The sequence below is a fragment of the Chroococcidiopsis sp. TS-821 genome (assembly GCF_002939305.1).
Classification (GTDB): domain Bacteria; phylum Cyanobacteriota; class Cyanobacteriia; order Cyanobacteriales; family Chroococcidiopsidaceae; genus Chroogloeocystis.
On sequence record NZ_MVDI01000001.1, the window covers coordinates 311,342 to 330,877 of the forward strand.

Annotated in this window: 17 protein-coding genes, 1 tRNA gene and 1 riboswitch; of the genes, 8 read left to right on the forward strand and 10 right to left on the reverse strand. The window is 45.6% G+C overall.

Annotation, left to right across the window (positions count from 1 at the left end; translation table 11 throughout):
* Positions 1-23 precede the first annotated feature (23 nt).
* Positions 24-461, reverse strand: a complete 438-nt coding sequence (locus B1A85_RS01480; RefSeq protein WP_104545163.1) for a thioesterase family protein — start codon at positions 459-461, stop codon at positions 24-26.
* A 166-nt stretch (positions 462-627) separates the two neighbouring features.
* Between B1A85_RS01480 and B1A85_RS01485 the strand changes: the two genes are divergently transcribed.
* Positions 628-1,239: a DUF2062 domain-containing protein gene (locus tag B1A85_RS01485; RefSeq protein WP_104545164.1), complete on the forward strand. Its 612-nt coding sequence runs from the start codon at positions 628-630 to the stop codon at positions 1,237-1,239.
* 16 nt (positions 1,240-1,255) lie between these two features.
* On the opposite strand, the gene B1A85_RS01490 is transcribed toward B1A85_RS01485, so the two are convergent.
* Positions 1,256-1,921: an SGNH/GDSL hydrolase family protein gene (locus B1A85_RS01490; protein WP_104545165.1), complete on the reverse strand. Its 666-nt coding sequence runs from the start codon at positions 1,919-1,921 to the stop codon at positions 1,256-1,258.
* 343 nt (positions 1,922-2,264) lie between these two features.
* On the opposite strand from B1A85_RS01490, the gene B1A85_RS01495 reads away from it, so the two are divergent.
* The gene (locus tag B1A85_RS01495) at positions 2,265-3,020 is read left to right on the forward strand and encodes a hypothetical protein (protein WP_104545166.1); all 756 of its coding nucleotides are present in this window, start codon (positions 2,265-2,267) and stop codon (positions 3,018-3,020) included.
* A 207-nt stretch (positions 3,021-3,227) separates the two neighbouring features.
* On the opposite strand, the gene B1A85_RS01500 is transcribed toward B1A85_RS01495, so the two are convergent.
* The 5 genes from B1A85_RS01500 to B1A85_RS01520 form a co-directional block, all read right to left on the reverse strand.
* Entirely contained in the window at positions 3,228-4,592 is a 1,365-nt protein-coding gene (locus B1A85_RS01500; protein ID WP_104545167.1) for an ABC transporter substrate-binding protein, read from the reverse strand.
* 151 nt (positions 4,593-4,743) lie between these two features.
* Positions 4,744-4,835: transfer RNA gene (locus tag B1A85_RS01505), tRNA-Ser, on the reverse strand.
* Positions 4,836-4,939: 104 nt separating this feature from the next.
* On the reverse strand, positions 4,940-5,872 hold the full coding sequence (gene crtB, locus B1A85_RS01510; protein ID WP_104545168.1) for a 15-cis-phytoene synthase CrtB: 933 nt from the start codon (positions 5,870-5,872) through the stop codon (positions 4,940-4,942).
* Entirely contained in the window at positions 5,856-6,323 is a 468-nt protein-coding gene (locus tag B1A85_RS01515; RefSeq protein WP_104545169.1) for a hypothetical protein, read from the reverse strand. The genes crtB and B1A85_RS01515 overlap by 17 nt, the downstream gene beginning before the upstream one ends.
* A gap of 256 nt (positions 6,324-6,579) precedes the next feature.
* The gene (locus B1A85_RS01520; protein WP_104545170.1) at positions 6,580-6,708 is read right to left on the reverse strand and encodes a DUF4351 domain-containing protein; all 129 of its coding nucleotides are present in this window, start codon (positions 6,706-6,708) and stop codon (positions 6,580-6,582) included.
* A 267-nt stretch (positions 6,709-6,975) separates the two neighbouring features.
* Between B1A85_RS01520 and dnaK the strand changes: the two genes are divergently transcribed.
* The 3 genes from dnaK (at position 6,976) to B1A85_RS01535 (ending at position 11,569) form a co-directional block, all read left to right on the forward strand.
* Complete coding sequence (gene dnaK, locus B1A85_RS01525; RefSeq protein WP_104545171.1) at positions 6,976-8,988, forward strand: molecular chaperone DnaK; 2,013 nt, start codon at positions 6,976-6,978, stop codon at positions 8,986-8,988.
* Positions 8,989-9,099: 111 nt separating this feature from the next.
* A complete protein-coding gene (locus B1A85_RS25885; RefSeq protein ID WP_104545172.1) occupies positions 9,100-10,083 on the forward strand; it encodes a DnaJ C-terminal domain-containing protein in 984 nt (327 codons plus the stop codon).
* Between the two features lie 424 nt (positions 10,084-10,507).
* Positions 10,508-11,569, forward strand: a complete 1,062-nt coding sequence (locus B1A85_RS01535; RefSeq protein WP_104545173.1) for an iron ABC transporter substrate-binding protein — start codon at positions 10,508-10,510, stop codon at positions 11,567-11,569.
* 70 nt (positions 11,570-11,639) lie between these two features.
* Here B1A85_RS01535 and uca read toward each other — a convergent pair whose 3' ends face one another.
* From uca to B1A85_RS01550, 3 genes are all read right to left on the reverse strand, one after another.
* Positions 11,640-15,239: an urea carboxylase gene (gene uca, locus B1A85_RS01540; protein WP_104545174.1), complete on the reverse strand. Its 3,600-nt coding sequence runs from the start codon at positions 15,237-15,239 to the stop codon at positions 11,640-11,642.
* 265 nt (positions 15,240-15,504) lie between these two features.
* On the reverse strand, positions 15,505-16,146 hold the full coding sequence (locus B1A85_RS01545; RefSeq protein WP_104545175.1) for an urea amidolyase associated protein UAAP2: 642 nt from the start codon (positions 16,144-16,146) through the stop codon (positions 15,505-15,507).
* A gap of 117 nt (positions 16,147-16,263) precedes the next feature.
* The gene (locus B1A85_RS01550; protein WP_104545176.1) at positions 16,264-17,019 is read right to left on the reverse strand and encodes an urea amidolyase associated protein UAAP1; all 756 of its coding nucleotides are present in this window, start codon (positions 17,017-17,019) and stop codon (positions 16,264-16,266) included.
* A gap of 99 nt (positions 17,020-17,118) precedes the next feature.
* Positions 17,119-17,248, reverse strand: a riboswitch (guanidine-I (ykkC/yxkD leader).
* Between the two features lie 289 nt (positions 17,249-17,537).
* On the opposite strand from B1A85_RS01550, the gene B1A85_RS01555 reads away from it, so the two are divergent.
* The 3 genes from B1A85_RS01555 (at position 17,538) to B1A85_RS01565 (ending at position 19,532) form a co-directional block, all read left to right on the forward strand.
* Positions 17,538-18,281 (forward strand): biotin--[acetyl-CoA-carboxylase] ligase, encoded by a 744-nt coding sequence (locus B1A85_RS01555; RefSeq protein ID WP_256387434.1) that lies wholly within the window; start codon positions 17,538-17,540, stop codon positions 18,279-18,281.
* A gap of 42 nt (positions 18,282-18,323) precedes the next feature.
* Positions 18,324-18,791: a Fe-S cluster assembly sulfur transfer protein SufU gene (gene sufU / locus B1A85_RS01560; RefSeq protein ID WP_104545178.1), complete on the forward strand. Its 468-nt coding sequence runs from the start codon at positions 18,324-18,326 to the stop codon at positions 18,789-18,791.
* A 222-nt stretch (positions 18,792-19,013) separates the two neighbouring features.
* Positions 19,014-19,532 (forward strand): Ycf51 family protein, encoded by a 519-nt coding sequence (locus tag B1A85_RS01565; protein WP_104545179.1) that lies wholly within the window; start codon positions 19,014-19,016, stop codon positions 19,530-19,532.
* Positions 19,533-19,536: the final 4 nt, after the last annotated feature.

Below are 19,536 nucleotides of genomic sequence, written 5' to 3' on the forward strand. Positions count from 1 at the left end.
ATAATGACTTCCCTGATAGGAGTTTACCTCTGACCCTTGTTTTGATAATACTCCAAATATTTCTGCTGTAGTTCTGCGGGTACAGGAACCGGACGCCTTGTTGTTAAGTCAATAAAACAACCTGTTTGTTCCGCAGTCGCTGCAACCATACCATCGACAGATATTTCAGCATTGACAAACCATTTCATCGTTTTTAACTTGCTAATCCACATTCTCCCTATGGGTTTATCAACTAAAGTAATCGATTTTTTGTAATCAATTTGTGTCTGGATGAGCAATGGCGCAACGCCATTTTGAAGTTGTTCTTCAATTGGTAAATGATTTACCAAAATTTCGCAGCGTAAATCTTCTAACCAGCGAATGAATACAATATTACTAACAATACCTGCAAAATCTATATCGTAAGTTCTGACAGATAAGGGTAGTGCAATTTCAAAAGGTAAAAGCTTTTCGCAATTCATAAACTAAGCTTAAACATACGATGATAGATCTAAAAGTAACGGATTGCCGAACTAACAACAAGGGTATATAGGTATGCGGGAATGCGATCGTGCTTAAATTAATTGAGTATAAATTTGTACTTGAGTCAACGGCACAGAGGGTACAGTTTTATTTCTTACAGTAGTAGTGAAAAGACGTAAGATTACTCCAAAGTTAAAAAAGTTTAAGGGGTATTGGCAGCAACAAATTCACAGTTGGTTTTGGCGCGTAGTAAATTTGCCTGGAACCCCACAATACATTGCTAGAGGCTTCGCTGCGGGAGTCTTTGCTGGATTATTTCCTCTGTTTGGCTTCCAAACACTGATTGGCGTAGCTTTAGCAATTTTATTCAAAGGCAGTAAGTTAATGGCCGCTGCCGGAACTTGGGTCAGTAATCCATTAACTTATATTCCAATTTTTCTGTTTAATTTTCAAGTTGGTCGTTGGCTAATCGGCGATCGAAATTTAGTTTTTACTTCTGCAGGCGTTGCAAGTTGGCAGCAGTTTTTAGAACTCGGAACCGAAATTATATTTGTATTATTTGTTGGTTGCTTTGTTGTAGGGTTAACGTGTGCGATCGCTAGTTACTATACGTGCATAATCCTCATTCGCTTCTTACGTTACCGTGCTATTAAGCAACAACCTTCTCCAACAAACTTTTCCGATTATAAACAACCACTATCTTATCGCTCAAAAAATTACACAGATAAACTTAATTGTTCTCAACCAAAAAGTATGCCCAAGGATAATGAATTATAATAATTACAAATAACTTTTAAGCAATTTTGTTAGAATTAGAACATAATATTTTACCAGCAAAAATCTCATTAATTATAGAAGCAACTTTTATCCCTAGTTTTAAATGCTCGCTTGCTTCCAGATGAATTCCATCGATATCACTAGAACGAATAATTTCTGCTGTATCGAGAAATGCACATCCATAACGCTGAGCAACTTGCATATACAGTTTGCCCAACTGTTTTGATTTAGGTTCTGCACCTTGAAACAATCCGCGATCGTTCGCGATTTTTCCGATTGGTGGTGGTGCCATCAATAAAACTTTTGGCGCACTACTGTTAGGTCCTGTTTTGCTTCGTTGTATAATATTAACTAAAATCCCAGCACCTTTAGCAATATCGAAAGCAGAAAGACCGAAACGCTTCTTTAAATCATTAGTTCCCAACATAATCGTGACTAAATCAATTGGCTTGTGCGAACTCAAGCAAGGAATTAAATACTCTTTGCCATTGGTATAACGCTCAAACAAATCTTTGCGCAGCGTAGTTCGTCCGCATAATCCTTCTTCGATAATGTGATATTGATTGCCAAGTTGCTGTTGTAAGATACCAGTCCATCTTACATCACGCGGAAAGCGTTGCTGTGTAGTGGGGTTCCAGCCCCAAGTATTTGAGTCACCAAAGCATAAAATTGTCTTGCTCATTATTGAATTTTTAACCCTTTCAGTGAGACATCACCCAAATAAAAAAAGCTGCTATTCAAACTTATGAGCGAGCAGTTCGTAATTGTTTGAGAGCGCGCTAAAAGAGCAGCTTAAATCTACTAGAGTCTTTATTTTTCTACAAAGCCGAGGCGTGTAATTGCTCAAATATATAAGCTTAGCAGAGAATTTGCTGAGATTTTCCCACCACGCACAGTTTTATAAATCTGTCAAACTAGCAGCACAAAATTATAAATTCGCGTGCTAGATGTTGAATATTGGCGAAAGTCAATCAAAAATGCCTGAAATTATCGTTGATCTTCCTAGAAGTGGTTGAGGAGTGATTATGAATGCGATTTTTACTCAACGTATTCCTTCCCCATTCAAAGCAGTTGTGTTAGCACCGTTGATGGCAAGTGTGACAGTAGCGGTTCAAGCGCAGACAACAGTTCCAGCGCCTGACGTTGAACAAGTGCAATCTGCACAATCGACAAATCGTTTAGTAGAGAGGCTTCAAAGTCAACCAGCAGTTTCTTTAACATCAGACGTACCTACTCCAGGAACAACGACAACTGCTTCTGCACCGCTGACACAAGCACCAGTTGCTCCCCAAACAGTCGAAAGTGCGTCAAGCGATCGCATCGCTCAAATCCTTGTCGATCCAGGTCAACCGACAATCGGCGGCTCTAGTTATGTGGGTGTTGCAGGTAACATTGGTTTAAGTGACAATGGCAGCACGGCTCTAGGCGGTGGTAATTTTGCCATCATCAGCAAGATTGGGTTAACGAATACTTTGTCAACACGTCCCACTGCTGTGTTAGGAAACAATGCGGTCATTCTGATTCCAGTCACCTACGATTTCTCTTTTCAACCTGTAGGGGCTTTTACCGATCCTTTGCCAATCGCTCCTTATGTCGGCGGAGGTGTTGCCATTTCTACCGGTGAAGATAGCACCTTTGGAGCCGTGTTAACAGGTGGGGTAGATGTTCCCCTAACATCTCAATTTACCGCAACCGCCGCGCTTAATGTTGCGTTCGTCGATAACACCGATATCGGAATACTTATCGGAGTCGGTTACAACTTCGGTGGATTTGGTTTCTAAAGAGGGCGAATATACTATTTCACTTTGAAGTTACTACAAATAGGCAGCTTCAGGAGCAGAGGAGCAGAGGAAGCAGAGGAGGAATGATTTGTCGTTTTGATTTAGTGAAATGGTATGAGAGGAAAAAGTAGCATTTTCGTCTCTCTCACACCTCCTACACTCCGACACTTCCACTAACCACTCCTCACTTTTCGCTTCTCACTCAACTTACTTCGGGTTAACTTTATCTATGACTGCTAATTTGCCATCGTCATTCACCGTCCAAACGTCATAAACACCGACAACATCACCATTTTGATCGATATCGACATTACCACTTGCGCCTTGATAGTTGATATCCTGTCCCTCGCGAAGTAATCTCAACCCCTCACAAACATCACTTACTTCAGTTCCTGGTGGATTTGCAACTTCACGGATTTTGCTTGCAATGCCTTCACCAGTGTTAGATTGTGCTGCTTGTGCAGCCAGAACGAGGAGAGCAGTAGCGTCCCATGCTTGAGGAACATACTCGCCAGGTGGTTGACCTTTTTTTGATTGCCACAATTGTGTTAGCGCTTGTAAAGCTTTACCATCAGCACCTGGAACGGTACCGATCGCACCTGATACGATGTATTTACCATCGCTCGACTTACCAACTTTGGTGGGGAAGCCTGCTGACTTCACGCCGTCGGTCAGCATCACTTGTACTCCTTGGCTCACGCCTTGCTGATATGCTGATTTAAGCAGTAAGCTACCTGTTTCTTCGTAAAGCACTGCGACTACAGCATCAGGATTGCCACTGAAAGCGGCAGCCGCCTCAGTCTCAAAAGTCGTTGCCTTCGGGTCATAGCGCGTTGGGTTCGCTTCATTGACAACAGTGCCACCGAGTTGCTTAAACGCTTGCACAAATGCGCGTTCAAAACCGACACCGTAGTCGTTATTAATCACAACCGTTGAAACTCGCTTGAAGCCGCGTTGATTTGCGAGTTGAGCTAAGGCGAGTGCTTGATAAGTATCTGGAGGCGCAGTACGTGCCCAATAGCCTTGGAATTCACCTTTGCTGGCGCGTTCGGTAAATACTGGACTGGTGCTACCAGGAGAAATCAGCATCACTTTGTTACGCACGGCAATTGGGACAGCCGCACTCGAAACGCTACTTGCAAATGAACCAACGACACCTGCAACGCGATCGACTTCAGCTAACTTGGTCATCGCGGCTGCGCCAGCGCGCGGATCAGTTTGATCGTCTTGCGCAATTAGTGTCACGGGCTTGCCGTTCACTCCGCCACAAGCATTCACTGTTTCGACGACTAAAGGAACAGAATCTATCATCTGTTGTCCAATCGCAGCTAAATCGCCAGTTGATGGTAATAACGAACCAATTTTGAGTCCGTCGTTACTACTCGTTGCACTTGTGGTTGTCGCAGCGGGAGAAGCGTTATTTGCTCCTGTATTGCTGGCAGGAGGAGTATTTTCACAAGCCGCTAACAAAAGCGCAGTACCTAAGGTCGTTAGTGTAAAAGCTACGGTACTACGCTTTACTTGCCGTTGAGGGAGATCGTCGGAAGTCCTCACCGCATCAAGTCTTTTCATATGCTCGCTCCTGTGCTTATGCAGTCGTACTAATTTCTATACGATTGGGGAATGAGCTTGATTGTACGGCAACTCGTCAAATAATCAGAGTGAGAAATTGTTAAGTCTTCACTGAGAATTCAGAGTTTGATAACTTTGATAATAGAGCTAACGGAGAGGGAGGGATTCGAACCCTCGGTACAGCCTTACGTACTGTACAACGGATTAGCAATCCGCCGCTTTCGACCACTCAGCCACCTCTCCATGGTGACGAAACAATATACTATCATACCTAGAGGCGATAAGCAAAAGGTAAAAGCTAATTTTAAGCTAAACTTTTTTGACCCTTTGCGGCTCAATGCCTCTAGTTACAGCACCTGCGATCGCAACCACGCGATCGGTAATGTGCGTAATTTTCGTACCTGCGTGACATAAGCACGTTGGCGAAAAACATCGTAGTCGTTACGTTCAATAACATTCAATATTTGGCTGTAATGCATTAAAGCTGCCCACACAGGAAGACGCGCATCTGAAGACAGATAACTAATTCCGGTTTCCGCTTTAGCATAAATCTGTCGCGTCCGCTCGATTTGGAAGCGCATCAGTTCGCGCCAGCGATCGTTGACGATGCCTTGAAAGAGTTCTTCTTCAGAATAACCGAAACGCTCGAGGTCTTCTTGAGGTAGATAAATACGTCCTCGACGCGCATCTTCGCCGACATCACGCAAGATATTCGTCAGTTGTTTAGCAATTCCTAGCGCGATCGCTTCTGGAGTTGGGTCGTGCGGTGCTTGATTTTGTTGCCACGCAGCAGTGGTGTTCGCAGGTTCAACACCCATGATCGCGGTTGACATCAAACCTACAGTTCCCGCAACTCGGTAACAGTAAAGGTTTAATTGTTCAAACGTCTCATAGCGACTGCGATACAAATCCATTCGTTGTCCGGCAATCATGTCCCGAAACGGTTGAATATCCAAATCGGGAAATTGCTGGATTGTGTCTACTAAGGCAACATCCATGTCATCAACAGGATGACCCGCAAACACAGATTCTAACTGCTGTTCCCACAATTCCAACGTTTCTGGCGTTGTCATCGCAGCAGCCGGACCATCGACCAATTCATCAGTACGGCGACACCAGGCATAGATTGCCCAGATTGCGCGACGTTTTTCCTCACTCATCAGTAGTGTGGCGAGGTAAAAAGTCTTAGCATACTTTGCCATAATCTGACGGCAAAGTTGGTATGCATCCTCTACAGATGCGAGCTTTTTCATGCACAAAGAATCAGGCAGTTGCAGCATTCGTTGCAGGCTGGATGTTTTGCATTTGCAGGCTATAAGAATTTGCCGACTGATGGGCTGCATTAATTGCCTGCGCTGTCAGCTTACCAGAAAGTACGGCACCTTCCATGCTACCTAGATATGGTTGCATGGTGTCACTTCTATTGCGATAAAAATTATTGCGTATTTGCAGGCTAGAACGGTCATCTTGACGCCCTAACGTTACTGTGTAAATTGACTGTAAGATGTTCACGACCGAGTATTTCAATAACTTTGAAGCATTATCTTTGCCAAAGTGCATCAAACCCAAGCTTTTTGCTAACTCAATTTTTTCACCCCAAGTCAGCATAGCGCGATGGCGAACGATTGCCACGATCTCATGTAAGAGTGCGGCTAATTCGAAATTAACTGTTGTGAGATATTGCGTGCAGGAAAGCCCTGCTAAACCTGCCTTAGCGATCGCGACTCGCATCTGTTGTGTGTTTGACCTTCAGTGTTTTGACGTTTACTCGGTCTCATTATACTTTGCATTCCTTTACATTTGTAGTCACTCAGCGAAGACGAAGCAATTAGTCTACTGAACTTCTAGCATCGCACAATTCAATGAAATGAAAGCAGTGACTGGTATTGCCTCGTTTCTCCAAGCATTTTTTTGGCTTAATTTACATCAGAAAAATGAGAACAGCAGTTTACATCGCGAAAGTTTCAACGACGCGATCGCACTTCGCTCAAGCAGCTTCACGTTCCAACCAAGTCACCAGATCAGCAGCATCTGAAAAATCTAGCAAGACTTCACCTAAATTTTCTAACTGCTCAATCGATAAATTGCGAATTCTGGCTTCGACTTCTGGTGTCATCGTTCCATCCAACTGGAAAAAGGGGTCAAAGGTCAGGGTTAGAGGAAACCTGAATCTAAAAACGAGGAATGTTCCTAAATACACCTGATCGAAAAGACTGAAAAATTTGTTTTTACTAATGAACAAACAGAGATTAGATGATTTTCTGACCTCCGACCCCCGATCGCGGACCTCTTGTCTTATGTATCCCTCGCTAGCAAGATACAATTGATTCAGCAAAGGTTCTCAACAATAATTTATTAAAACGCGCGAGGAGAACATTCACGCATGGGTAAAGTAGTCGGCATAGACCTTGGTACAACCAACTCAGTGGTAGCTGTCATGGAGGGTGGCAAGCCGGTGGTAATTGCCAATGCCGAAGGAATGCGGACTACGCCCTCGGTGGTAAGCTTTAGCAAAGACGGTGAGCGAGTTGTTGGCGAGATGGCACGGCGACAAACCGTTCTCAACCCTCAAAATACCTTCTACGCAGTTAAACGATTTATTGGTCGCAAATACAGCGAACTCAGCCCAGAATCAAAACGAGTGCCCTATACGATTCGGCGAGACGAAGCAGGAAACGTCAAAATCAAATGTCCGCGCTTAGACAAAGAATTTGCACCAGAAGAAATCAGCGCGATGGTGCTACGCAAACTCGTAGAAGACGCTAGCCGCTATTTAGGCGAACCGATAACAGGCGCAGTCCTGACAGTACCCGCATACTTTAACGATTCGCAACGACAAGCGACACGCGATGCTGGGCGCATTGCAGGTTTAGAAGTGTTGCGGATACTCAATGAACCAACGGCGGCATCTTTAGCATACGGCTTAGATAAGCGAGAAAACCAAACGATTTTGGTGTTCGATTTAGGTGGTGGCACCTTTGACGTATCGATTTTAGAAGTTGGCGATGGAGTATTCGAGGTCAAAGCCACCAGTGGCGATACTCAGCTTGGCGGTAATGATTTCGATAAAAAAATTGTTGACTGGCTGGCGGATCAGTTTTTGGAAACCGAACAAGTCGATTTAAGACGCGATCGCCAAGCGCTGCAACGCCTCACTGAAGCTGCTGAAAAAGCCAAAATCGAACTTTCGGGCGTCACAGTCACTGACATCAATTTACCCTTTATCACGGCGACGGCAGATGGACCTAAACACCTCGAAACGCGCCTAACGCGATCGCAGTTCGAAGGTCTTTGCGCTGACTTAGTGGCACGATTGCGGACACCCGTAAAACGCGCGCTAGCAGATGCAAATCTCCGCCCGTCAGATATTGAAGAAGTCGTCCTTGTGGGCGGCGGTACGCGAATGCCAATGGTACAACAACTCGTCCGCGCGATGATCGGTCAAGAACCAAACCAAAATGTCAACCCTGACGAGGTTGTTGCAGTCGGTGCCGCGATTCAAGCTGGAATTCTCGGCGGCGAAGTTAAAGACATTCTGCTATTAGATGTTACGCCGCTGTCGTTAGGGCTAGAAACGAGTAACGGCGTGATGAAAAAGCTCATTCCCCGTAACACGACAATTCCTGTACGGCGATCGGATATATTTTCTACCGCAAGTAATAATCAAACGTTGGTGGAAATCCACGTAGTGCAGGGCGAACGCGAAATGGCAGCTGATAATAAATCATTGGGGAGGTTTAAGCTGACGGGAATTCCTCCCGCACCACGAGGCGTACCGCAAATTCAAGTCGCATTTGATATCGATGCGAATGGTATTTTATTAGTGACCGCGATGGATCGAACCACAGGTCGCGAACAAAGTATCACAATTCAAGGTGCTTCGACACTCAGCGAAGCAGAAGTGCAGCGAATGCTTCAAGAAGCCGAACAATACGCGCAATCTGACCGCAAACGCAAAGAGAAAGTCGAAAAGCGCACGCGGGCGGAAGCTCTGATTTTACAAGCAGAACGCCAACTCAAAGAAATTGGTTTGGACTTTGGGATGCAGTTTGCGCGCAGTCGCAGACAACGCATCGAAGCGATTAGCCGCGAATTACGCGAATATCTTGCGGAAGAAAATGACCGAGGAATTGACCAAGCTTACGCCGATCTTCAAGACGCGGTTTACGAACTCAATCGCGAAGTTCGACAATACTTTAGCGAGGACGAAGATGATGACTTGTTCGGGTCGATTCGTCGCATCTTCACTGGTGAAGACGATTGGGAACCACCAATCCGCGAGACGCGTTCTCCATACTATAACGACAGACCAAGACCAACTTATAATGACAGGTCAAGTAGACCGCGTCCGTCGTACCAAGATAACTGGGATGACGACGATGACAACTGGCTGTAACAATAGAGCAGTTGGCGTTAACTCGACCGCAATCGGTTGCGGCAACTAAACTAGTTTGAACAGACAACTTTGAAAGCTGATGGCTGAGGGCTGATAGCTAATCGCTAAACTATGCAAAACGTGCAAAACTTTCGGAACTATTACGAAATTTTAGGAGTACCTAAAGACGCAACTAATGAGGAGATAAAGAAGGTTTTCCGACGGTTAGCGCGACAATACCATCCTGACTTAAATCCAGGAAATAAAGAAGCCGAGGAAAAATTTAAAGATATCAACGAAGCTTACGAAATTCTTTCTGACCAAACGAAACGGGCACAATACGACGAATACAGCAGTCACTGGAAAAAAGGATTTTGGGGAAAGCAAACAGCGCGCGCGAAATCTTGGAGTGATAATCGCCGTGGTACAGGCGATGTCGATTACGATCAGTTTTCTGATTTTAATACCTTCATTGACCAAGTTCTCGGACGTCGTAAAGAAAGAAACGGCAAAAATACTCCGCCACCGCCGAGTAGTCCGCCACGCGATCCTTTTCGTCCTGGAACAACGCGAACTGCTTATACGATTTCTTCGCGTTCGAGTCGTCGCGATGTGGAAGCTAAGCTAACTCTACCTTTAGAAAAAGCCTATCAAGGTGGGTTAGAGCGAATTCGCTTGGAAGATGGGCGATCGCTCGAAATTGATATGCCTGCGGGAATGGTAACAGGTCAAACGATCCGCCTGCGCGAGCAAGGTCTTGGTGGTGGGGATCTCTATTTGAAGATCGCAGTTTCTCCGCATCCATTTTTTAAGCTTGAAGGATATGACGTGGCAATTCAAGTGCCCATAACTCCTAGTGAAGCCGCGTTGGGAATTCCTGTAGAAGTCCCGACTTTGGACGGTTGGGTGAAAATGAACATTCCTCCAGGGGTCAAATCGGGTCAAAGATTGCGTTTGGCAAATAAAGGCTATCCTGACGAACAAGGTAAACGCGGCGACCAATTAGTCGAAATTCAAATCGTCGTCCCTAAGAATTTGAGTCCTGAAGAACGAGAACTCTACGAAAAACTAAATCAAATTGAAACTTACAACCCCCGCGATGATTTACCGGTGTAACTAAAGATTGACCTGTAAAAGTCAAAGATAATCTTATATCGCGTACGCAGCTTGAGAGATTTCCAAAGCTCTCTTGATTAATCTGAGCATCGCGTTCTTTACTAAATTCTCTGTAGCCATTAGCTACTACAGCTAGAGTAACTTGCTGCTAACTTACCAATTAATGCAAAATTCTCCTAGTTAGCCCCTAAAGTATTAAGTGTAACAATTGTCAATAGTTAATTACCAAATTGATACATATTGCTATTACTCACGGCTAGCTTGTATCTCTGTTACGTAATTTTGTATTTGGTTTAAATTTAGAAAACTTATCGTTAACCAATAGTAGTTTTGTCATCTTTTTGTCATTCTTTTTGGCGATTGTTTTAGATAGATTTATTAAATAATTAAGAATAAGTTGCAAGATTGAAAGCGAGGGGCAATAATGAGACGTCGTAAGTTTATATATCTAGCAGGATTAGCAGGTGCAACGGGAAGCATTGCGATCGCCTGCGCTGATAACCAGACAACTACCACAACCACATCACCCGCTGCTACACCAGCTACACCTGCAGCCTTAGAAAACGAATTAGTAATCTACTCAGGGCGTAACGAACAATTAATTGGTCCGATGATCGACCGATTTAGACAAGAAACCAACGCTAATGTCCAAGTTCGTTATGGTGATACGGCAGAACTGGCGGCAACAATTTTAGAAGAAGGTAATAATAGTCCAGCCGATATTTTCTTTGGACAAGACGCAGGGGCACTAGGTGCACTACAACAAGAAGGAAGAACCACACAAATACCGGAAAACCTGTTAAATCAAGTAGATAGCCGCTATCGTTCGCCTGAAGGTCAATGGATTGGCATTACAGGTAGAGTACGAACCGTTGATTACAACACCAACTTGGTACAAGCGGCAGAACTACCACAATCAATCTTTGGCTTCACCGAGCCGACTTGGAGAGATAGAATCGGTTGGGCACCCACTAATGGCTCATTTCAGGCTTTCGTCACGGCTTTGCGCGTCTCTCAGGGAGAAGACCAAGCAAGGAAATGGTTAGAAGGTATTCGTGCTAATAATCCCAGAGTTTTCCCAAATAACACTTCTATTTTAGAAGGCTTGACTCGTGGAGAAGTCGGCGTAGGCTTTGTCAACCACTACTACTTAGAACGAATCAAGCGAGAAAATCCGCAAGTTCCTGTAGAACACCATTTTACAAACGACGTTGGTTCATTAGTTAACGTTGCCGGTGTCGCTATTCTCAATTCAGCAAGACATCCTAACATTGCGCAGCGGTTTGTAGAATACTTGTTAAGTGCTGATGCCCAAAATTATTTTGCAACCGAAACGAGAGAGTATCCTTTAGCTTCCGGAGTCACGCCAGCAGGCGATTTGATACCCCTTAGCCAGATTGAAAGTCAAACTCCTGAAATAAATCTGAGTGACTTGAGAGACTTAGAAGGAACATTGCAGCTGTTGCAGCAAACGCAAGTCTTGTAACCATCGGATCTGCATAGAGTTTTGGGTCACCTTGTCCGTTGACCTGACAAAGCTATGAAGTAGGGGAATCTCAATCAAGTTGGATTGCTGCCAAAATTTGTCCAGCTGTCACTGTTTGTCCTGGTTGACAAAAGACGTCGGTAATCGTACCGCTATCTTCGGCAAGTACCGCCACTTCCATTTTCATTGCTTCTAAAATGACGAGGCGATCGCCAGACGCAACGCGATCGCCAACTTTGACAAGCACTTGCCAGACATTTGCCGAAACGTGCGCTACTATCGCCTCCACACCGTCAGCAAGCACAATTTCAGGAGCAATTGATTCTTCGTCGGATTGTTGAAGACTTTCTTGACGGGTAAACTCTCCCGCCGCAACCCAGCGATCGCGTTCCGCAGCAAAAGCCGCTTGTTGTTTAGCCTGAAAAGCCGCAATACTCGGTGCATTCGCTTGCAAAAACTCGCGATACTGCTTAAGACTAAAAGTTTCTTCCTCAATCTTTAGCTTCACCTTACCCTGAATCACATCTTCGCGGTAGCGCAACAACTCGGCGGGCGACACAGGGAAAAAGCGAATTTGGTCGAAAAAGCGCAGCAGCCAAGGTTGCGAAAAATCCTCAGTTTGTTTGTAGCGATTCCATACCGGAACAGTGCGCCCCACAAATTGATAGCCGCCTGGACCTTCCATACCATAAATACACATATACGCACCGCCAATTCCGACGGCATTTTCCGGTGTCCAAGTTCGCGCCGGATTATATTTAGTCGTTACTAGACGATGACGCGGATCGAGTGGTGTCGCCACGGGTGCGCCCAAGTAAACATCTCCCAAGCCCAAAACTAAGTAACTAGCATTGAAGACAATTTCGCGCACTTGCTCAATGCTTTCTAAACCATTAATCCGCCGAATGAATTCAATATTACTCGGACACCAAGGCGCATCCGCACGTACCGACTGCATATATTTCTGAATCGCAAGTTGCGTCGATTCGTCATCCCACGAAAGCGGTAGATGCACTACCCGCGTTGGAACTTCCATATCATCAACGGGTGGTAGCTGCGACTCTGCGGTAGTCAGCGCGTTGAGCAATTCTTGCACAGGGAGAACTCGGCTATCGTAATGCACTTGTAGCGAACGAATTCCTGGGGTAAGGTCAATGATTCCTGCTACGTGATTTGCTTTAAGCCACTCCATCAGCGCGTGTACTCGAAAGCGCAGATTGAGATCGAGGACAAGTGGACCGTATTCGATGAGTAAGTATTTATCCCCTGCTTGCCGATAGGTAACAGCGATTTGCGTTGGTGACGGGGGAATCTCGCGTAGAATCGGTGAAAGCGGATTTGTGACCTCAGTTAATTTGCTTTGCGTTGCGGCGATCGCTAATGTTTCGATCTGACGATCTTGCTCTAATTCGCGCTGTCGCGCCTCAGCCGCAGTCAGACAATAAAAGCGTACCGTGTCCCCTGGTTTGAGTTGTCCGATTTTCCAAAGTTCTGATTGGACGATCGTTGCTGGACAAACAAATCCACCCAGACTCGGACCATCGTGCGCCAAGATAATCGGCATATCACCTGTAAAATCAATCGTGCCGATCGCATAAGCATTGTCGTGAATATTCGATGGATGCAACCCTGCTTCACCACCGTCAGTCCGCGCCCAACGCGGTTTCGGACCTATGAGACGAATTCCTGTACGCGCCGAGTTGTGATGAACTGTCCACCGAGTGGCAAAAAACATTTCAATGTCTTCTGCGGTGAAGAAATCGGGCGCGCCGTGCGGACCATAAAGAACGCCAATTTCCCACGCATTCGTATATTCAGGAATTAATTCCGTAGGTAACGACGCGATCGCGTTAGATTCTCCTGGCGCTAATCGCAAAACATCCCCCGCACGCAGCGTGCGTCCCGCGTGTCCGCCGAATTGACCTAGAGTAAACGTTGCTTTGCTGCCCAAGTATTCGGGTACATCAAATCCGTGTTGAACCGCAATATAAGTGCGATAGCCATGTCCCTGAATTGTTTTTAGTTTCAGCGTACTACCTGCACTGACAGGAATTGCCGTCCAAAATGGTACAGGTTCGCCATCTAGCGTAGCTTTCATCGCTGCACCCGTTAAGCAAATGACAGTATCGCAATGGAAGCGCAACGTTGGACCCATAACTGTACATTCCAGCCCAGGTGCTGATTCAGGATTGCCCAGAATTCGGTTTCCTAGCCGAAATGCTAGGTGGTCCAGTGGTCCTGATGGCGGTACGCCGATGTCCCAATAGCCAATGCGTCCAGGATAGTCTTGAATTGTCGTGTAAGTGCCACCATCTAGAACATCAATCGTGCGCGGCTGATAAGCAAACGTGTTGAGATAGCGCGTGCTAACGCTTCCCTCGATAAACGCGGAACTCGCAATAACTTGGCGTAAATAGTCGAGATTCGTTTCTATTCCCGCAATTTCTGATTCCTTCAGCGCAGTTTGTAGTTGGGCGATCGCACCTGCGCGGTCTTCTCCATGGACAATGAGTTTTGCCAGCAGCGGGTCGTAAAACGGCGTGACTTCGGTTCCGGTTTCAATCCAGGCGTCACAGCGGAGGTTCTTGGGAAAACGAACCGCACTCAGTAACCCCGAACTCGGCTGAAAATTCTTGTGCGGATCTTCTGCATAAATTCGGACTTGAATTGAATGACCTTGCGGCTGATAAGTGTAATTATCCAAAAACGTTGTATCACCTGCGGCGAGTCGCACCATCCACTCTACTAAGTCAATGTTGCTCACCATTTCGGTGACACCGTGTTCCACCTGTAGGCGCGTGTTTACCTCTAAAAAGTAAAATTGTTGCGTTGCGACATCAAAAACAAATTCAACAGTCCCCGCCGATTGATAGTTTACAGCCTGTCCCAAGCGCACCGCACAGTCATACAATTGCTGCCGTAGCGCGTCGCTGATTCCTGGTGCAGGAGTTTCTTCAATCACTTTCTGATTGCGGCGCTGTGTCGAACAGTCGCGTTCTCCTAGGGCAATAACACGACCACAACCATCGCCAAAGATTTGCACTTCGATATGGCGTGCGGTTTGAATATATTTTTCTAAAAAGACACCGCTTTGCTTAAAGTTTGCTTGACTCAAGCGCTGCACTTTCTCAAAAGCATCCGCTAATTCAGCATCATTGGCGCACACTTGCATGCCAATTCCCCCACCACCTGCGGTACTTTTGAGCATTACCGGATAGGCGATCGCCGCTGCGGCGTGTTGTGCGTCCGTTAAACTCTCTAATAACCCACTTCCTGGCACTAATGGTACTTGATTTTGTGCGGCTAACTCGCGCGCTGTATGCTTTAACCCAAAGCAGCGAATTTGTTCGGGTCTAGGACCAATAAAGACAATTCCGGCGGCGACGCACGCTTGGGCAAATTCGATGTTCTCACTCAAAAAGCCGTAGCCTGGGTGAATCGCCTGCGCGCCAGTTTGTTGTGCGACTTCGAGAATGCGATCGTACCGAAGATAGCTTTCCGCAACTGGTGCAGCCCCAATACACGCGGCTTCAGTTGCCATAGAAACGTGCGGTGCGTGCGCATCTGCTTGTGAATAAACCGCGACTGAGGCAATTCCTAAGCGATCGAGCGTCCGAATTATGCGACAAGCAATTTCACCGCGATTGGCAATCAAAACTTTATTGAACATGAAAATTCCACTAACTGCTGAATGAGCGCCAAATACCACATTTAACAACAAAAATTAGGGAGCAGGGTATTTCCCACTCCCTATGACCTACAGTGTATACTCAAGTCTTCTTGGCCCCTAAATCTCCCACGCCTGGGGACTTTAGGTAGTTTGGCAGCCCCTTGTCGATCTTCTCCAGAAGTGAGCAAGAAGCGGGGTTGGGAGGCAAGGTAATACAACGAAGGTGCGTACACTATAGCTTGCGATAATCTAACTTCCAATTCACCTATGCTGCGTCCCACACAATCAATCGAATCGGTGTTGGATTATAAGCATTACAAGGATTATTAATTTGCGGACAGTTAGAAATTAATACCATCACATCCATTTCTGCGCGCAGATCGACTCTTTTGCCTGCTTCTGAAATACCGTCGACGATCTCTAGCGTACCGTCTTCACTCACAGGAACATTCATGTAGAAATTCACATTGCTCACTAAGTCGCGTTTATTCATTTCATACTTACTCAGTTCTAGCAAGTAATTTTCGACACAAGCATGAAGATGCTTTTTGTGCAACCCATAACGCACCGAGTTGCTTTCCATGCTGCACGCACCACCCAGCGTATCGTGTCTGCCACAATCATCGTAGATGACGGTCATCATGACATTTCCTTCGTTGGAAATGAGTTGCGTGCCGGTGGTGATGAAAATGTTACCTTGGCGGACAACTGTGTCGGGTGCGCTGTAGCGCTCGGAAAAGTCATGCGCATTGTAAAATAGCGTATCGACGGCTTGATTCGCTTCTAGGTCGATAATTCGTAAAATCTGCCCTTTTTTGATGACCCGCGACCAAGGTTTACGCGCAGGTAAGACTTCATCATAAATCGCTGTGGATGGATCGAGTTCTGTTGGTAGTGTGGCAACCATTGTTTTTCTCCTCTAAAAAGCTGTGAATTATCCTGATATAGCAATGGTCAATCGAGTTAAGACATGATGGAAGAGCAATTCTGGCGATTCAACTTTTAATTCTGACCTCTGCTATAACTACATCTGAGCAAACAGTGCATCGGTGTTGATAAAACCGCGAATCACTTCTTCGTTGGCAGTGCGACACAGGTCGTCGGGTGCAGGTGCGGGCGATCGCCAAACTGTCAGTTGAATCGGCTTAGGCTTGTAAACAGTGTCAGGATGCAATACGTGCGGACAGTTGGAAATGACGACCAACACATTCATTTCTGCCCGCAGGTCAACAAAACTACCAGGTTTTTCACAGCCTGTGATGTATTCTAAGTCGCCATTAGGATGCACTGCTACGCGACTGAAGAGATTAATATTGGGCATCAGATCTTTGCGCGTTAAGCCGCGTTTACCTAGTGCTTTGAGGAAATTGTCCCGCGAGTTGTTGTAATCGCTTTCGCCGTATTTATTGTAAGGACCTTCACCGTATTTTGCCGCGTTGCTTGCTGCATTGCTGCATCCGCAGATCAAGTCGTGATGACCAGAGGTATCTTCGGTAATGGAAAACAGAATCCGTCCCATGTCGGAGTAGATTACCATGCCCTTTTTCAAAAAGGCATTGAACTGAATTTTGGCAGTATCCGCAACATTTAGTCGCTCGATCGGATTGTCCGCGTTATAGCAAATGAGCGAAACACCTTGCGAACCTTCCAAGTCAGTCACGCGTAGGGTATTTCCCCGCTTGATGACACCATGCCAGTACGCGCCACCAGGCAGTTTTTCATCAAGTAAAATCAGGCTAGGGTCAATTGCTGCTGAGGGTTGAACAGATGCTTGCACCATGAAAGTCTCCTGTTACGGTTCGATAATCAATTGAGATGTTAGAAGTGACATTCTCAAATGGCAAAGCCCAGGAGTTACCAACACTTCAATCTTGTGTGGCTCTCCCGGGCTTTTTTCCCGCCGTGTGACCAACTCGGATTCCGACACTCAGAATTTTAAGTTGGCTGCTTCTCTTGGACCAGCCACTCGGTTGTCAAAATACCGAATCGGAACCCTAGAAGCAAATTCCTGTCTAATTACTATTTGAATTATTATGTCAAATATTTGTTTTTACCATAATACTCAATATTGCCAAAAAGTCAATCCCCCTCCCAGGGATATAACAGGGGTCAGAGTTAAAGTAGAGGCAAGAAGAATGACTCTCATCTTGGATCGTGCTTTAATTATAGAGACTCAGACCCGTTACTCCAACTGACTTTTACCCCTGATCCTTACAATATTCTGCGTAGAACGTGCCATTAAATCCATTTTCCAGCACTGGTGTTGATTCAAGTTGTTTGCCCTCGTGGTTGCATTGGGTGGAAAGTTGCCCTAGCACAAACACTTGGGCTATGCAGAGAGATGATTTGCGGCATGGAGAAGTTGCGTTTACGCGACAACAAACAGCGGGGCGCGGTCAACATGGGCGGACTTGGCATGCCCCCCCTGGGGTATTGACAGCTAGTTTTATTCTCGATCGCCTACACAGTTCGCAATTACCAGGACTGAGTTTAGCCGCTGGTTTAGCAGCGATCTATGCTGTGGAAGATTTACTTCCTGATTTATCTTCAAAGCTATGGCTGAAGTGGTCAAATGATGTATTGATTGAAGGGCGTAAGCTAGCAGGAATTTTGTGTGAAGCGGTAAGTCGCGGCTCTTATACTCGTGTCATTGTTGGCATTGGACTCAACCGCTGTGCTGATTTCACCCAAGCTGGCTTAGAACCCGATTTAGTTCATAGTGCTGTTAGTTTGCATCAAGTTTCAACAAGCGTGCCAGAGGAATTAGCACTGCTAGAAAGACTGCGGCACTATTTACTAGAAGTCAGCGATATTTGTCAACGCAATGGAATTGCAGCCTTGATTCCACAGTTGCGCGATCGCGATTTTCTGTATAGTCGTCCGGTAAAGATAGAACTAGCAGGCGAGCAATTTTCCGGTCAAGCTGTCGGAATTGATGCGCGTGGTCGGTTGTTAGTACAGTTACCGACAGAAGTTAAGGCTTTGGTATCAGGACGAGTTGTCTGGTGGGGAGATAAAACAGTGAGTTCTGTTGCTGACTGATAGGATCAAAATAACGATCAACAACGTTGTAGTACAGCAATTATGGCACTTAGTAATGTCCGCGATCTGTATCAGCAGGTCATTTTAGAACACTATAAAAAACCTCGACACAAAGGTAAAACGAATCCAGTGCATCGCCAGCAACGCGGGCATAATCCTTCGTGCGGAGACACAATTGAACTTACCGTCCAGCTCAATGATGCTGGTGACACAATTGAAGATGTGAAATTTGAAGGCGAAGGATGTGCGATCGCAATGGCGTCAGCCGATTTAATGGCAGATGCATTGCGCGGGAAGCAAATTAGTGAAGCATTATCAATGGTGCAGCGCTTTCAAAAGATGATGAAAGGCGAAGATGAGTTTCCCAAAGAACTTCGCAAACTCAATGTGATGCAAGGTGTATCGCAGTTTCCTGTACGGATTAAATGCGCAAACCTCACGTGGCATACCTTAAAAGCTGCGTTAGAATCACCCAACACGCATGGATTTGTTAGTAACGAAGACACGTAAAATATGATACGTTTGACCTTTAAACATCATCATCCGCAGGTAGCTCATAGTTAGTTACCGAGTAGATGAACGCGGTCAAACATCATACGTGTTGACATTAGGTACTGGGAAGTTGAGCAATATTCTTACCAATTACCAGTTACCAATGACCAACCTTTTTTAGTTACGTTTATTTTCCCCTGCTTGACAGCTAATTGCCTTATATTACACTTCATCAACGTCATGCTCACAACAGCTGAATTTTTTCAACTTACGCAATGGGCAGGTATTACGACACTGATTGTCGCGGTGTTAGCGATCGCGGGCTTTATCTTTAAGTGGGGCGTTCGGTTTCAGTTGGTGGGAGTTACCGGCTTCATGGCGGTACTGACAGGAGGTTTATTTGCGTTGAGTTTAGTTCCAATTGTCCGTACAGTAGTTCCTGGTGCGGTACGGTATTCTGTCGTTTACGACAATGGAGCAACGCAAGCCGTCATTTCAGTACCGCCAACAATTACTGAAACAGAATTAGAAGCGACGCTACGGCAAGCAGCTAGCGATTTATATTCCTACGGTCGTCTCGGTCGCGAACAAGACCAACTCAACATCCGCGCGCGAACTGTCATTCATCCTGAACCTGGCGTTTCCCAACCGTTGTACTTAGGTGACGTTAAGCGATCGCTGCGCAATCGCGAAGACGAACAAATCCAAATTGAAATTTTTTCGGATAAATTCGCCAAATTACCAAAATCCTCAGCATAATTTT

What these genes read in the sequence shown, in the direction of transcription:
- B1A85_RS01480 (WP_104545163.1), bottom strand. Translation starts at nt 461, where the DNA reads ATGAATTGCGAAAAGCTTTTACCTTTTGAAATTGCACTACCCTTATCT.
- B1A85_RS01490 (WP_104545165.1), bottom strand. Translation starts at nt 1,921, where the DNA reads ATGAGCAAGACAATTTTATGCTTTGGTGACTCAAATACTTGGGGCTGG.
- B1A85_RS01495 (WP_104545166.1), top strand. Translation starts at nt 2,265, where the DNA reads ATGAATGCGATTTTTACTCAACGTATTCCTTCCCCATTCAAAGCAGTT.
- B1A85_RS01500 (WP_104545167.1), bottom strand. Translation starts at nt 4,592, where the DNA reads ATGAAAAGACTTGATGCGGTGAGGACTTCCGACGATCTCCCTCAACGG.
- crtB (WP_104545168.1), bottom strand. Translation starts at nt 5,872, where the DNA reads ATGCTGCAACTGCCTGATTCTTTGTGCATGAAAAAGCTCGCATCTGTA.
- B1A85_RS01515 (WP_104545169.1), bottom strand. Translation starts at nt 6,323, where the DNA reads ATGCGAGTCGCGATCGCTAAGGCAGGTTTAGCAGGGCTTTCCTGCACG.
- B1A85_RS01520 (WP_104545170.1), bottom strand. Translation starts at nt 6,708, where the DNA reads ATGACACCAGAAGTCGAAGCCAGAATTCGCAATTTATCGATTGAGCAG.
- dnaK (WP_104545171.1), top strand. Translation starts at nt 6,976, where the DNA reads ATGGGTAAAGTAGTCGGCATAGACCTTGGTACAACCAACTCAGTGGTA.
- B1A85_RS25885 (WP_104545172.1), top strand. Translation starts at nt 9,100, where the DNA reads ATGCAAAACGTGCAAAACTTTCGGAACTATTACGAAATTTTAGGAGTA.
- B1A85_RS01535 (WP_104545173.1), top strand. Translation starts at nt 10,508, where the DNA reads ATGAGACGTCGTAAGTTTATATATCTAGCAGGATTAGCAGGTGCAACG.
- uca (WP_104545174.1), bottom strand. Translation starts at nt 15,239, where the DNA reads ATGTTCAATAAAGTTTTGATTGCCAATCGCGGTGAAATTGCTTGTCGC.
- B1A85_RS01545 (WP_104545175.1), bottom strand. Translation starts at nt 16,146, where the DNA reads ATGGTTGCCACACTACCAACAGAACTCGATCCATCCACAGCGATTTAT.
- B1A85_RS01550 (WP_104545176.1), bottom strand. Translation starts at nt 17,019, where the DNA reads ATGGTGCAAGCATCTGTTCAACCCTCAGCAGCAATTGACCCTAGCCTG.
- sufU (WP_104545178.1), top strand. Translation starts at nt 18,324, where the DNA reads ATGGCACTTAGTAATGTCCGCGATCTGTATCAGCAGGTCATTTTAGAA.
- B1A85_RS01565 (WP_104545179.1), top strand. Translation starts at nt 19,014, where the DNA reads ATGCTCACAACAGCTGAATTTTTTCAACTTACGCAATGGGCAGGTATT.